Below are 13,757 nucleotides of genomic sequence, written 5' to 3'. Positions count from 1 at the left end.
GCATGAAGCGTTTACTGACCCGCCTGACTTTTGCGGTCGGACTGGCTGCGCCGTTTTTGGCGGTCCACGCCGATGATCAGGTCAAGCGCGGCGAATACCTCGCCCGCGCCGCTGACTGCATGGCCTGCCACACCGCACCGGGTGGCGCGCCCTATGCCGGCGGCCTGCCGATCGTGTCGCCGTTCGGCACGATCTACGGCACCAACATCACCCCGAGCAAAGAGCACGGCATCGGTCTGTACAACGATGACGAGTTCTTCGCTGCGCTGACCGAAGGCAAACGGCGCGACGGTGCGAATCTGTATCCGGCGATGCCGTACACTTCGTATCACCTGATGCCGCGCGCCGATTCCGATGCGATTCACGCGTATCTGAAAACCATCGAGCCGATCGAACGCGCCGCGCCGGTGACCAGCCTGAGCTTTCCGTTCAACGTGCGTCTGGGCCTGACCGGCTGGAACATGCTCTACGGTAAAGACGTCAAGCTGGAGCCGGCCGAAGGCAAAAGTGCGGCGTGGAAGCGCGGCCAGTATATGGTCGATGTCCTCGGCCACTGCGGTGAATGCCACACGCCACGTGGCCTGCCGGGCGCGATGCAAATGGACAAGCGCATGACCGGCGGCATTCTCAATGGTTATCTCGCGCCGAGCCTGCTGGCCACCGACCTGGCCGCGCGCGGCTGGAATCAGCAGGATCTGAGCACGTTTCTGAAGCATGGCATGAGCGCGCAAGGAACGATGTTCAACGAAATGTTCCCGGTGTTTCACAACAGCACTCAAGGTCTGAGCGATGCTGATCTGGCGGCAATGGCGACGTTCCTGCTTGGCGAGCAACCGCCACCAGCCAAAGAGCTCGTCGAAGTACCGCTGGACAAGCTCAGCGCGAGTGCTCAGCACGGCCGTCAGGAATATCTGAACGTCTGCGCCGGTTGTCACGCGGCTGGCGGTGAAGGCAAACCGCACATCGCAGTGGCCATGCGCGGCAACACCACGTTGCGTCTGGAAGATCCGCGCAACCTGTTGCGAGTGATCGATGACGGCATCGGCGAACAGAAGTTCTCCGGGTTCGAGCACATGCAGCCGATGCCGGGTTTTGCTGAAAAGCTCAGTCCTGAGCAATTGACTGATCTGCTCAACTACCTGCGTCAGGGTTGGGGCGGCCAGAGCGCTGAGCTGGCAGTAAGTGAAGTGCAGAAGCTGCAAGCCGACGCGCCGAGCGTCGAGCACAAGGCCCACTGATATGCAGCATCTCGATCTGCAAGTGGTGCGTCGGGCGCTGGAATGGTCGGTGGCCGGGCAGCGAATCTGGCTGTGCACGGTGCTGACCACTTACGGCTCGGCACCGCGCGCGCCGGGTTCGCTGCTCGCGGTGAACGAAGGCGGGCAGTGGATCGGTTCGCTGTCGGGCGGTTGCGTTGAGGAGGATTTTCTTCAGCGCGTTGCCGAAGGTGCGTTTCTCGAAGCAGTAAGCGTCGTGCGTTACGGCGAAGGCGATGATCCGCGCTCGCGGGTCAGTCTGCCTTGCGGTGGCATTCTCGATGTGTTGGTGGAAAAACTTGACGCCGACTGCGCGGTGCAGGCGCATCTGCGTGAACTGGAATCAGCGCTGCTGGGTCAGCGTCGTCTGCTTCGCGAAGTCGATCTGGCCAGCGGTGCTCGCGTTCTGTTGGCTGATCGCGAGCAGGGTGCACGGATCGAGCGTGAGATTGATCGGGTGCGCATCCGTATCGGTGCAGCACAGCGCTTGTTGCTCGCCGGCTACTCCAGTGTGGCGCAGGTCTGTGCCGAGTTCGCGGTAGGACTTGGCTTCGAAGTGATTCTCTGCGATCCGCGCGAGGAGGTGCTGGAAGGTGTGGTGCTCAATGGCGTGGAAATCCGTCGGCAGTTGCCTTCGGTGTTTATTGCCGACGGTGGTTGTCATCGCGATACGGCGGTAGTGGCGTTGACCCACGATCCGCGTATCGATGATCTGGCGATGATGGAGGCGGTGCGCACCAAGGCGTTTTACATCGGTGTGATGGGATCGCTGCAGACGTCGCAAAAACGCTTTGAGCGCTTACGTCGCATTGGTGGTTTGAGCGAGGCGCAGCTGGCGCGGATTCATGCGCCGATCGGCCTCAACCTCGGCAGCAAGACACCGGCGGAAATTGCGCTGGCGGTGCTGGCGGATATCCTGCGGATTCGCAGCGGGATCGCTCGGGATCAGCTCTGATCCTAAGCCTTGCTGAATCTACTGTGGCGAGGGGATTTATCCCCGTTGGACTGCGTAGCAGTCCCCTCCTGCTCAAGAGGGGCGCTTCGCACCCCCAGCGGGGATAAATCCCCTCGCCACAATGGTGTTTATAGGCCGTACTTATCGCGCAGCCCGTAATACCAGGCGCCCAGCGCGGCAAACGGTGTGCGTAGCAGTTGCCCGCCGGGGAAGGGGTAGTGGGGCAGGTCGGCAAAGGCATCGAAACGCTCGGCCTGACCGCGCAACGCTTCGGCGAGGACTTTGCCAGCCAGGTGCGTGTAGGTGACGCCGTGGCCGCTGCAGCCCTGCGAGTAATAGATGTTGTCGCCCAGGCGCCCGACCTGCGGTAAGCGCGAAAGGGTCAGCAGGAAGTTGCCGGTCCAGGCGTAGTCGATCTTCACGTCCTTGAGTTGCGGGAAAGCCTTGAGCATCTTCGGGCGGATGATCGCTTCGATGTTCGCCGGATCGCGAGCGCCGTAGACCACGCCGCCACCGAAGATCAAGCGCTTGTCGGCGGTCAGGCGATAGTAGTCGAGCAGATAGTTGCAGTCTTCCACGCAGTAGTCCTGCGGCAAAAGCGCTTTCGCCAGCTCATCACCCAGCGGCTCGGTGGTGATCACCTGAGTGCCACACGGCATCGATTTGGCCGCCAGTTCCGGCACCAGATTGCCGAGGTAGGCGTTGCCGGCAACGATGATGAACCTGGCCCTGACCTTGCCCTGCGGCGTATGCACAACCGGATTGGCGCCGCGCTCGATGCGCACGGCAGGTGATTGCTCATAGATGGTGCCGCCGAGAGACTCGACTGCCGCCGCTTCACCGAGCGCCAGATTCAGCGGATGGATGTGGCCGCCGCTCATATCGAGCATGCCACCGACGTACTGATCGCAACCCACCACCTCACGGATGCGGCGTTGATCCATCAATTCCAGCTGGGTGTGGCCGAAGCGCTCCCACAACCGTTTCTGCGATTCAAGGTGGCCCATTTGTTTGGCGGAAAGGGCGGCGAATACGCCACCGTCTTTCAGGTCGCACTGGATGTTGTATCTGGCCACGCGCTCGCGAATGATCCGGCCGCCTTCAAAGGCCATTTCGCCGAGCAGTTGCGCCTGCTTGGGGCCGACCGTGCGTTCAATGACGTCGATGTCGCGGCTATAGCTGTTGACGATCTGCCCGCCGTTTCGGCCCGAGGCGCCAAAACCGACTTTCGCCGCTTCAAGCACGGTTACGCGAAAACCGTTCTCCAACAGGAACAGGGCAGACGACAGCCCGGTATACCCGGCGCCGATCACACAGACGTCCGTCTCCACATCATCCTGCAGCACAGGGCGTGGTGGTACGGCATTGGCCGACGCAGCGTAATAAGACTCTGGGTATTGGGTGTTCGCCATCCTGCCGCCTCTGTTTAATATATTTTACGAGTGTGCCGATCCTACCCGAGTTGAAAAACCTCCGCCAGCCACCGGAAAATCTTCGTCGCTGAGCCGAAATTAAATATTTTGCATATTCATAGGGTTAGGTGAAAAAAGGTGTTGACACCCCTCCGGAATTCCGTAGAATGCCGCCTCACAGCAGGCACGTAGCTCAGTTGGTTAGAGCACCACCTTGACATGGTGGGGGTCGTTGGTTCGAGTCCAATCGCGCCTACCAAACAAAATCCGCTCTGCTGGGCGGTCTAGAAGGGCTCACCGAAAGGTGGGCCCTTTTTTGTTGTGTGTTTGGGCGAGCTTTTGGAGCGCTTTGGGCTGGTGGTGGTGGCCGAGCGCTGCTTCGGGTTGGCGCATCCCTTTTTCATCTGCACGCGGCATAGAGCAGCCCTTGATATGCCGGCAGATTGTCGACTGTCTGAAATGATTGCTCGATCGGTTTGCCGGGGGGCTTCGATAGTGGTGGCGTATTTGGCGAAGCCCATGGTGCGGAACTGCGCAACGGCTCCGGTTTCGTCCGGCTGTTGATTAGCGAACGCCTGCTCGGATCGTGGCCTGATCAGCCAGGGTAACTAAATGGCGTCGCTCGGCCCTATTGTGCGAAAGGCTGCGAGGCATCTGGAGCTCAGCGTTAGTTGGCAGTCAGTGCGCAACCCCATGCAGCGATTGAGTAAAACACAATGTGATCTTGGTCGCCCGCATGATCAGCGGTGAGGAACTCCGGCAGCTATCGTCGCGGATTCAGCCAGGGGATGAAGCTCGTTCAAAGCTCATCACCAACTGCGCCGAGCGATATTGATCGCTCGGCAGGTGCGCCACCCCTACGGCAAAGGTTGCATTCTTCAATAGTGGCTGAAGCCGCTCGGGGAAACTGTGTTGATTCATGTTGCGCCGGCGGAGTGATTTGCGAGCAGATCATGAAGGGCCTTGAGGCTGGGGCTGATTCAGTCCCCCTACAGTTTGTGCGCTTTCGATGTCGCAAGCTTTAGCGCGGGCGCGGTCAGTCATGAATGTGTAGTTGCCTGGCGAAGGAATAACCTTGGCCAATTCGCCAATAGCCAACTCGGGGGCGTTATAGAATCCGCTCTGGCTCAGCGTCTGATTTGAGCAATCGAATTGAAATCCGCGGTAGGAAACAAAATCCTCGCTGACTCGCTTCACTATCACGGTGCGGATCGGCAGGTCGCCATTAACACTCACGATGGAGTAGGCCGCGTAGTAATCGTCCGGTGCAGCATTTGCATTGGTGGAGAAAGCGAAGATGGAAAGTAGAGGCCAAACAGCAGCAGTAATGCGTCCCACGGAATTCTTCCTTGACCTGATTTTCGATCTGTTTCTGTTCAGCTCGTCATTGTACGGCAAAAATATTTTCCGAAGCATAAAACTGAAACAATTTTCTGTTGTCGTGCGCGGGGGCGAGCGCATTCCATTTTGGCTTCGAGCTGTCAGTAGACTGCTCCTATCGATTGTTTGGCGTAAAAAACATGTTGATATTGAAAGGCTTAGGTGTTTTGTTCTCTAGCCGGTTATCGAAAAAGCCTTGTTGTGTAATGGGAATTTAAGTAACATTCGTTCCGCGTTCACCACCACGGTTTATGCATTTTTAAATCCCAAGCTTCCATCAGCTGCTTGGGATTTTTTTGCCTGCGATTTGGCGTTTGGCATCTGTCTCGCCGTCACCTCCAAGCGAGGCCCCGCTTTTTCGTCTACTACTGACTGGCCGATTTTCAACTCTTTGTAAGGGAGTGCGTCGATGCTGAGTCAGTGGATCCTTGCGGCTGTTCATCTATTCGCGTTTGCCTTGGCTTTCTGGGCGGTGCTGACGCGCGGCACAGCGTTCAGCCAGCTCTCGGCGGGTACGGGAGAGGTCAAGCGCGTGCTGCTCGCGGATAACTTGTGGGGGCTTTCAGCTTTGACGCTGCTTATTACCGGAGCGATGCGCGCATTTGGTGGTTACGAGAAAGGCTCTGACTATTACCTGCATCAGCCGCTGTTTCATCTGAAGATGACGTTGTTAGTGCTGATCCTGCTGGTAGAGCTTGCACCCATGATCACGCTGATCAAATGGCGCATCGCATCGTCGCGCGGGGTAGCGCCTGATGCCGGGCGTGCGAAGTTGTACGCGCGCATCAGTCATGTTGAAGCGCTGCTGCTGATCCTGATGATGGTCGCGGCGACAGGCATGGCGCGTGGGGTGATATTCGCTTAGAAGGCGTAATTCTCCGTGCTCTATCGGAAACGTCCGACAGCCAGCTCCAGGAGTGAAAGGTAATATCGGCGCAAGAAAGGAGGGAGTGACAAGTGAAAGGAGTCAGTGTGCTTCAGGCGCCGTGCCCAGCGGGGTGAAATGCGGATGGCTAAACGGCGCGTGAATCTTTAGCCAGTCTTGCGCGACGGCAATAGGACTGGCTACGTAATGCAAAGTGGCTCAGGGTGTTTGCGGCTTGTCCGGAGCGGTCAGGCCGGCCTGAATGCGTTGGTAAATTTCTTCACGGTGCACTGCCACGTTTTTCGGAGCGTTGATGCCGATGCGGACCTGTTGGCCGCTGACTCCGAGGATGGTGATCGTGATGTCATCACCAATGTTTATGCTTTCACCGACTTTGCGGGTGAGTATCAGCATGGTCTTCTCCTTGATTGCTTTGTAGGGCACCTGATTCAGACAGTGCAGAGGTCGGTGGTATCTATAGATTAGTGCGAAGTCTCACGGTTTGGGTGCCTCTTTCTGACGCGCAGATGCGGCATTAATTCCCAGGGCGTAACTATACAGAGGCTGCAATCATCATTCTCGTTGTTTTGTGCCCATTTTGCGGGGCTCGCGAAGTATTTATGAATGATAAGATCGCCGCTTTGTGAATTCCGAGGAAAGCGTTGTGCGCAAATTGGTTTGGCTGGTAGCGGCACTGGCATTGGCAGGCTGCGGTGAAGGCAAGAATGTAGATGCGCCAAAGCCTGAGACAAAGGTCGTGGCAGCGCCGGCGGCGGCTGCGCCTCAGTGGGATCTGGAAGTGCGTGGCGAGACTCCCCAGGCCGTCAGTGATCTGAGCGGCTGGTTGATCGAGCATGCTTTCGTTCCGACAGTCGTGAAGGACGGCAACGGTAAAACACGAATTCTGATCGGTCCGTTCAACTCCCAGGCCGAGGCTGAGGCGCGCAAGGTGCAGGTGGATGCGGCGTTGGTAAAAGCCAAGAAACAAAATATCGGGTCGGTGGTGATTGAGCATCCGCTCACGCCATAAGCGAAGCGCCTTCAACACAGATTGAACGCCAGACATGAAAAAGGCCTCGAGCATAACGCTCGAGGCCTTTTTTTGTGCTGCGATCAGCCGCAGGCTTTCAGATTTACCGAGCCGACAAACTCGTTGCCACGCCCCATCACGCACGCCACGCTCTGGTTGCGCTGACGTTCCCAGTCCTGCACTGGATAGGTCTTGTCCCACGCTTCGTACAACTGCCGATCTTGCTTCGACAGCCGCAGTCCGTATTGTTTGCTCATGTAAAAATACGTGCGGGCGATCATGCCGCGGATCGAAGGGCGGGGCATGACCTTCTTGGCCTTGAAGTCGACCTGCGTCAGGCAGGATCCATACTGACCGGACTGCACCGGCAACCAGCCGTAGCTGAAGTTGCTGCGATCACCGTTGACCTCACCGATGCTCGGTACCAGGTTGTGCAGGTCAGCTTCGGCCTTTTGATAAACCGGATCGTAACGCGTGCAATTCTTGCGTCCGCCTTGCTGCCAGCACTGCCGCTGATGCCCGATCTGCCACGCTGGCACGATGTGCTCCCACTCGATCCTCGATGCACGCTTGGCGTTCTTGCGCGGCACATAGCCGCAAGCCTTGAGATCGACGCGGTTGCCGGTGTACTTGCAGCCGCAGTAAAACTCCGTGGACTGCGGCGCATAAAGTTTCCATGCAGCTTTCTTGGCTTCGGAAAATGTACGTGGGGCGCCAGCCTGGGCGCCCACGGCGAAAAACAACAACAGCAAAGCAACACAGCGGACACTCATTGAATCAATCTTCCTTCGGCACAACCCAAAAAATCTGCACGCCACCGTCATCGCGATAGGCGAGGGTGACGTTATCGTTCTCGTCGATTTCCTCGAGCAAGCGCTCCCAGTCGTCCATCGGCTCATCCGGCAGACGGAAAATCAGTGCGGCTTTGGCTTTTTGTGCGGTGGGGGAATTGATGATTTTCTGAACGCGCATACCCATGCGTTCATAAGCGTCAGGAGCAGCAGGAGAGGTGGCCACGAGGTTATCCTTATTAAGCTGTACGTGCATACAGTATTTAACTGTAAGCGATTTCGCAACTGCTTAAAATTCAAGAAAATCCTCTGACAGCGGGTTTCCGATTTTGGTGTAGGACTTGTCGAGATTTTTGTGGGAAAAGTATTGGAAGGGTGTAAGCGGGGCACCACCTGCCAAGCTGACAGGTGATGCGCAATTGCCCGATCGAGAAGTGATCAGGCGATGTTCAATCAGTATTCCCAGAACATCCGTTGCAGCTCTTTGCTGTCGTTGGTCTTGGTCAGTGCAACCATCGCCAGGATGCGGGCTTTCTGCGGGTTCAGGTCGTGAGCGACAACCCAGTCGTATTTGTCGTCGGGCTGTTCGGCGTTACGCAGGACAAAGCCGCCGGCGTTGACGTGGGACGAGCGAATGATCTGCACGCCATCCTTGCGCAGCGCTTGCAGGGATGGAACCACGCGGGAAGATACCGAACCGTTGCCAGTGCCGGCGTGGATGATGGCTTTGGCGCCGGCTTGAGCCAGTGCCTTGTAGGCGGTATCGCTGACGTTGCCGTAGGAGTAGGCAATTTCTACGTCAGGCAGGCTCTTGATGTCCTTGATGTCGAATTCCGAATCCATGGTGTGACGCTTGGCCGGCAGGCGGAACCAGTAGGATTTGCCTTCGACCACCATGCCCAGCGGACCCCAGGCGCTTTTGAATGCTTCGGTCTTGATGTTGATCATTTTGCTGACGTCGCGACCGGACTGGATCTCGTCGTTCATGGTTACCAGCACACCTTTGCCGCGTGCTTCTTTGCTGCTCGCCACGGCGACGGCGTTGTACAGGTTGAGCATGCCGTCTGCCGACATGGCAGTGCCCGGACGCATCGAGCCAACGACGATGATCGGCTTGTCGGTTTTCTCGACCAGGTTCAGGAAGTACGCGGTTTCTTCCAGAGTGTCGGTGCCGTGGGTGATAACGATGCCGTCCACGTCCTTGCTGTCGGCCAGTTCGGAAACGCGACGACCCAATTGCAGCAGGTTGTCGTTGGTGATGCTTTCCGAAGCGATCTGCATGACTTGTTCGCCACGCACGTTAGCCAGTTTGCTCAACTCGGGAATGCCGGCAATCAGTTGTTCGATACCGACTTTTGCTGCCTGATACGTGGCGCTGTTGGCCGCACTGGCGCCGGCGCCAGCGATGGTGCCGCCTGTGGCGAGGACGACGACGTTGGCCAGTTTCGTCTGGGTTTCGGCTTCTTTTGCCTGAAGGGCAGCAGGCAGGAGCAGGAGTAGGGCCAATGCGCCCGGAATCAAGGTATTGAAAGCAGATTTCATTATTTTTCTCTCTAGTCGTGAGACGGTGCTGATGCAGGTTCATCTAGATGCGCCCCAAGCCGATCTGAATGCTCGAGGTGCAAGGACGGGAGCAGGATTCATACCATGCGTAATGTGCTGGCGGAAAATGTTTAACCCAATGATTTAAATCAATATTTGTCGAGGGCTAGAGCATCGTTGAGGATCCATCCATCCGGGATTCCGAACGACAGGCGGATTCGTGTTCGGCTCGCCGATAGGCAATCTCTGAAAAGCCAGGCGGGTGACAAATCCCCGCTAAAGAAATGTGCTCTCAGGCCGATGCGTCCTCAAGGAAACCAAATCTTAGGAGTTCACATGTCACTGACGGTCGGTTTTGCCAATCCCGCTGCAGTCACCATTGGCGGTAAAACTGCAGCGACGATCAACAGCCTGAACGACGCGACCAATGAGACTTCGGCGCAGGCGCTGGGTACCGAAAAGACTGAGAAGAATCAGGTCAGAACCGGTGGCGGGCCTGTGCAGGAAAACAGTGAAACCGAGGCTGACAGCAATCTCAGCATCACCGTCAAGACGTTGCTCAAGCGAATGAAGGAATTGCAGAAGCAACTTCAGGAGCAGCAACAGCAACTGGCTGCGGCTCAGGCCGCAAGCTATCCGACTCCCGAAGCGAAGTCCCAGGCAGTGATGTCGATTCAGGGCCAGATCGCGCAAACCAGCGCCGCACTGGCAGAAGTGGCGGGTGCGTTGGTCAAGGAGATGTCGAAAAGCGCTACCAGCGGTGGCCTGGTCAACACGACCGCCTGAAGCGTCAGATGGCCGACTCAGCGATTCGGCCTACAACAAAAGACGATTTCTGATTGTTGACAAATGTCAGCGGGATTCTCATAGTTCGGTCTACGCAAACGTTTGCGCGGCTTGGAAGGGCATCTGCTCCCGGAGCCGTGACGTAGGTTACGTCAGCGCAAACGTTGCTCACAATAATCATAAGATCGGAGTGAACCCATGAAGCTGCCATTCGCCGCACGTCTTCTTGCTGTCGCTATGCTGGCTGCCACAGCCGCCGCACTACCTGTCTCGTCGGCGTTCGCCGAATCTGCAGAAAAGCCCAAAGTCGCCCTGGTCATGAAATCTTTGGCCAACGAATTCTTCCTGACCATGGAAGACGGCGCCAAGGCCTACCAGAAAGAACACTCCGCCGATTTCGATCTGATCTCCAACGGTATCAAGGACGAAACCGACACTGCCGGCCAGACTCGCATCGTCGAACAGATGATCCTGGCCAAGGTGAATGCACTGGTGATCGCGCCTTCTGACTCCAAGGCTATGGTGCCGGTGATCAAGAAGGCCGTAGACGCCGGTATCACGGTGATCAACATCGACAACCAGCTTGATCCCGCCGTGGTCAAAAGCAAGAACATCAACGTGCCGTTCGTAGGTCCGGACAACCGCAAGGGTGCACGTCTGGTTGGCGAATACCTGGCCAAGCAGCTGAAGGCGGGCGACGAGGTCGGCATCATCGAAGGCGTGTCCACCACCACCAACGCGCAGGCGCGCACGGCCGGTTTCAAGGACGCGATGGAAGCCGCGCAGATCAAAGTGGTCTCGCTGCAGTCCGGTGACTGGGAAATCGACAAGGGCAACAAGGTTGCGGCTTCGATCCTCAGTGAATACCCGGATGTCAAAGCGCTGCTGGCCGGTAACGACAGCATGGCGGTCGGTGCCGTTTCCGCAGTCCGTGCCGCTGGTAAGGCTGGGCAGGTGAAAGTCGTCGGTTACGACAATATCAATGCCATCAAGCCAATGCTCAAGGACGGCCGCGTGCTGGCGACGGCTGATCAGTTTGCAGCCAAGCAGGCCGTGTTCGGCATCGAAACCGCGCTGAAGATCATCAAAGGCGAGAAAGTCGACAGCGGTGCCAACGGTGTGATCGAAACACCGGTCGAGCTGGTCACCCAGTAAGTCATCTGGCGACACAACGGCGCTCGTCCGTCCGGGCGAGCGCATGGAGATTTCTATGTCAGTTTCCGCCCCGAACGCTGTCCTCTCGGTCAGCGGTATCGGCAAGACCTATGCGCAACCGGTGCTCACCGGCATCGATCTGACGCTGATGCGCGGTGAAGTACTGGCGCTGACCGGCGAAAATGGTGCCGGCAAAAGTACCCTGTCGAAGATCATTGGTGGTCTGGTCACACCCACTACCGGCCAGATGCAATTCCACGGCAAGGATTATCGTCCGGGCAGCCGTACCCAGGCCGAAGAGCTTGGCGTGCGCATGGTCATGCAAGAACTCAATCTGTTGCCGACGCTGTCGGTGGCGGAAAACCTCTTTCTGGATAATCTGCCGAGTAGCGCGGGCTGGATCAGCCGCAAGCAGTTGCGCAAGGCGGCGATCGAAGCCATGGCGCAAGTCGGCCTCGATGCGATCGATCCGGACACGCTGGTCGGCGAACTCGGTATCGGCCATCAGCAGATGGTTGAAATCGCGCGCAACCTGATCGGCGACTGCCATGTGCTGATCCTTGATGAGCCGACCGCGATGCTCACGGCGCGCGAAGTCGAAATGCTCTTCGAGCAGATCAGCCGATTGCAGGCCCGCGGCGTTTCCATCATCTATATCTCTCACCGCCTCGAAGAACTGGCGCGGGTGGCGCAGCGTATTGCCGTGCTGCGTGACGGCAACCTGGTCTGCGTCGAGCCGATGGCCAACTACAACAGCGAGCAACTGGTCACCTTGATGGTCGGTCGCGAACTGGGCGAACACATCGACATGGGGCCGCGCAAGATCGGCGCTCCGGCGTTGACGGTCAAAGGGCTGACCCGCTCTGACAAAGTCCGCGACGTCTCTTTCGAGGTGCGTGCCGGGGAGATCTTCGGTATTTCCGGATTGATCGGGGCAGGGCGCACGGAATTGCTGCGGCTGATATTCGGTGCCGATGCTGCCGACAGCGGCACCATCGCGCTCGGCTCCCCGGCCAAGGTCGTGAGTGTTCGCTCGCCAGTCGATGCCGTACGCAATGGCATCGCGTTGATCACCGAAGATCGCAAGGGCGAAGGGCTGCTGCTCAGTCAGTCGATCAGCGCCAACATCGCCCTGGGTAACATGCCGGAAATCTCCCGTGGCGGTTTCGTCAACAATGGCGACGAAATTTCCCTGGCGCAGCGTCAGATCGAAGCCATGCGCATCCGCAGCTCGAGCCCGACGCAGTTGGTTTCGGAGCTGTCCGGCGGCAATCAGCAGAAGGTCGTGATCGGCCGCTGGCTGGAGCGCGACTGTTCGGTGCTGCTGTTCGACGAGCCTACTCGTGGAATCGATGTCGGTGCCAAGTTCGATATTTACGGTTTGCTCGGCGAGTTGACCCGTCAGGGCAAGGCGTTGGTGGTGGTGTCCAGTGACTTGCGCGAGTTGATGCTGATCTGCGACCGGATCGGCGTGCTTTCGGCGGGGCGTCTGATCGACACCTTCGAGCGCGACAGCTGGACCCAGGATGATTTGCTTGCCGCCGCATTCGCCGGCTACCAAAAACGTGATGCGTTGCTCAATGAGGCAGCGCCTAGGGATCTCCCATGAAAACTGCATCTTCTGCCAGTAAACGTAGTGGCAATTTCTTCGGCCTGGGCACATATCTGGGCCTGGCCGGTGCCTTGCTGGCGATGATTGCGCTGTTCTCGGTTCTGAGCAGCCATTTCCTTTCGTACAACACTTTCAGCACCCTGGCCAACCAGATTCCCGACCTGATGGTGCTGGCCGTGGGCATGACCTTTGTGCTGATCATCGGCGGCATCGATTTGTCCGTCGGCTCGGTGCTGGCGTTGGCCGCATCGACGGTCAGCGTTGCGATTCTCGGCTGGGGCTGGAGCGTTTTGCCAGCGGCGCTGCTCGGCATGGCGGTGGCGGCTCTGGCCGGGACCATCACTGGCTCGATCACCGTGGCCTGGCGGATTCCGTCGTTCATCGTCTCCCTCGGCGTGCTGGAAATGGCCCGCGGTGTGGCGTATCAGATGACCGGGTCGCGGACTGCGTACATCGGCGATGCGTTCGCCTGGCTGTCGAATCCGATCGCGTTCGGTATTTCACCCTCGTTCATCATCGCTTTGCTGGTGATCTTCATCGCGCAGGCAGTTTTGACTCGCACTGTTTTCGGCCGCTACCTGATCGGCATCGGCACCAACGAAGAAGCCGTGCGGCTGGCCGGGATCGATCCCAAGCCCTACAAAATTCTGGTGTTCAGCCTTATGGGCCTGCTGGCGGGCATTGCCGCTCTGTTTCAGATTTCGCGTCTGGAGGCGGCTGACCCGAACGCAGGTTCGGGTCTGGAACTGCAAGTGATCGCGGCGGTGGTTATCGGTGGTACCAGCCTGATGGGTGGACGCGGTTCGGTAATCAGTACTTTCTTTGGCGTGCTGATCATTTCCGTGCTCGCGGCCGGTCTCGCACAGATTGGTGCGACGGAGCCGACCAAGCGCATCATCACCGGAGCGGTAATTGTTATCGCCGTGGTGCTCGACACCTATCGCAGTCAACGCGCCAGTCGCCGAGGCTGAAC

14 protein-coding genes and 1 tRNA gene are annotated in these 13,757 nt (G+C 58.0%); 9 read left to right on the top strand and 6 right to left on the bottom strand.

Annotated elements, in window-relative coordinates; translation table 11 throughout:
• Window positions 1–2: 2 nt before the first annotated feature.
• Together ACZZ0K_RS14115 and ACZZ0K_RS14110 are read left to right on the top strand one after the other, a co-directional pair.
• Complete coding sequence (locus ACZZ0K_RS14115; protein WP_258707889.1) at window positions 3–1,238, top strand: c-type cytochrome; 1,236 nt, start codon at window positions 3–5, stop codon at window positions 1,236–1,238.
• Window position 1,239: 1 nt separating this feature from the next.
• Window positions 1,240–2,211 carry an XdhC family protein gene (locus tag ACZZ0K_RS14110; protein WP_252883506.1) on the top strand — a complete coding sequence of 324 codons (972 nt, stop codon included), beginning with the start codon at window positions 1,240–1,242 and terminating at the stop codon, window positions 2,209–2,211.
• Window positions 2,212–2,339: 128 nt separating this feature from the next.
• Here ACZZ0K_RS14110 and ACZZ0K_RS14105 read toward each other — a convergent pair whose 3' ends face one another.
• On the bottom strand, window positions 2,340–3,623 hold the full coding sequence (locus ACZZ0K_RS14105) for an NAD(P)/FAD-dependent oxidoreductase (RefSeq protein ID WP_041478544.1): 1,284 nt from the start codon (window positions 3,621–3,623) through the stop codon (window positions 2,340–2,342).
• Window positions 3,624–3,805: 182 nt separating this feature from the next.
• On the opposite strand from ACZZ0K_RS14105, the gene ACZZ0K_RS14100 reads away from it, so the two are divergent.
• Window positions 3,806–3,882: transfer RNA gene (locus tag ACZZ0K_RS14100), tRNA-Val, on the top strand.
• A 692-nt stretch (window positions 3,883–4,574) separates the two neighbouring features.
• On the opposite strand, the gene ACZZ0K_RS14095 is transcribed toward ACZZ0K_RS14100, so the two are convergent.
• A complete protein-coding gene (locus tag ACZZ0K_RS14095; RefSeq protein ID WP_258707890.1) occupies window positions 4,575–4,961 on the bottom strand; it encodes a hypothetical protein in 387 nt (128 codons plus the stop codon).
• A 451-nt stretch (window positions 4,962–5,412) separates the two neighbouring features.
• On the opposite strand from ACZZ0K_RS14095, the gene ACZZ0K_RS14090 reads away from it, so the two are divergent.
• The gene (locus tag ACZZ0K_RS14090; protein ID WP_258707891.1) at window positions 5,413–5,868 is read left to right on the top strand and encodes a DUF2214 family protein; all 456 of its coding nucleotides are present in this window, start codon (window positions 5,413–5,415) and stop codon (window positions 5,866–5,868) included.
• A 219-nt stretch (window positions 5,869–6,087) separates the two neighbouring features.
• Here the strand turns inward: ACZZ0K_RS14090 and csrA are convergent, their stop codons facing one another.
• Window positions 6,088–6,282 carry a carbon storage regulator CsrA gene (gene csrA / locus ACZZ0K_RS14085; RefSeq protein ID WP_003179932.1) on the bottom strand — a complete coding sequence of 65 codons (195 nt, stop codon included), beginning with the start codon at window positions 6,280–6,282 and terminating at the stop codon, window positions 6,088–6,090.
• A gap of 250 nt (window positions 6,283–6,532) precedes the next feature.
• Between csrA and ACZZ0K_RS14080 the strand changes: the two genes are divergently transcribed.
• Window positions 6,533–6,898, top strand: coding sequence for an SPOR domain-containing protein (locus ACZZ0K_RS14080; protein ID WP_252879803.1), 366 nt, complete (start codon window positions 6,533–6,535; stop codon window positions 6,896–6,898).
• 83 nt (window positions 6,899–6,981) lie between these two features.
• Here the strand turns inward: ACZZ0K_RS14080 and ACZZ0K_RS14075 are convergent, their stop codons facing one another.
• From ACZZ0K_RS14075 to ACZZ0K_RS14065, 3 genes are all read right to left on the bottom strand, one after another.
• Window positions 6,982–7,671 (bottom strand): endonuclease, encoded by a 690-nt coding sequence (locus ACZZ0K_RS14075; protein ID WP_041478547.1) that lies wholly within the window; start codon window positions 7,669–7,671, stop codon window positions 6,982–6,984.
• 4 nt (window positions 7,672–7,675) lie between these two features.
• Window positions 7,676–7,945 (bottom strand): DUF1654 domain-containing protein, encoded by a 270-nt coding sequence (locus tag ACZZ0K_RS14070; protein WP_016774035.1) that lies wholly within the window; start codon window positions 7,943–7,945, stop codon window positions 7,676–7,678.
• A 197-nt stretch (window positions 7,946–8,142) separates the two neighbouring features.
• Window positions 8,143–9,231 (bottom strand): asparaginase, encoded by a 1,089-nt coding sequence (locus ACZZ0K_RS14065; RefSeq protein WP_095179504.1) that lies wholly within the window; start codon window positions 9,229–9,231, stop codon window positions 8,143–8,145.
• A gap of 336 nt (window positions 9,232–9,567) precedes the next feature.
• Here ACZZ0K_RS14065 and ACZZ0K_RS14060 point away from each other — a divergent pair, with 336 nt between their 5' ends.
• From ACZZ0K_RS14060 to ACZZ0K_RS14045, 4 genes are all read left to right on the top strand, one after another.
• Window positions 9,568–10,017, top strand: coding sequence for a hypothetical protein (locus tag ACZZ0K_RS14060; RefSeq protein WP_041478549.1), 450 nt, complete (start codon window positions 9,568–9,570; stop codon window positions 10,015–10,017).
• A gap of 198 nt (window positions 10,018–10,215) precedes the next feature.
• Entirely contained in the window at window positions 10,216–11,172 is a 957-nt protein-coding gene (locus ACZZ0K_RS14055; RefSeq protein WP_024012403.1) for a sugar ABC transporter substrate-binding protein, read from the top strand.
• 55 nt (window positions 11,173–11,227) lie between these two features.
• A complete protein-coding gene (locus tag ACZZ0K_RS14050) occupies window positions 11,228–12,781 on the top strand; it encodes a sugar ABC transporter ATP-binding protein (protein WP_258707892.1) in 1,554 nt (517 codons plus the stop codon).
• On the top strand, window positions 12,778–13,755 hold the full coding sequence (locus tag ACZZ0K_RS14045) for an ABC transporter permease (RefSeq protein WP_463559153.1): 978 nt from the start codon (window positions 12,778–12,780) through the stop codon (window positions 13,753–13,755). Before ACZZ0K_RS14050 ends, ACZZ0K_RS14045 begins: the two co-directional genes overlap by 4 nt.
• The last annotated feature ends 2 nt before the right edge of the window (window positions 13,756–13,757 follow it).

The sequence above is a fragment of the Pseudomonas sp. AC255 genome (assembly GCF_979258175.1).
The sequence above is the reverse complement of the archived record's forward strand: the minus strand, read 5'-3'. Positions and strand labels throughout refer to the sequence as shown.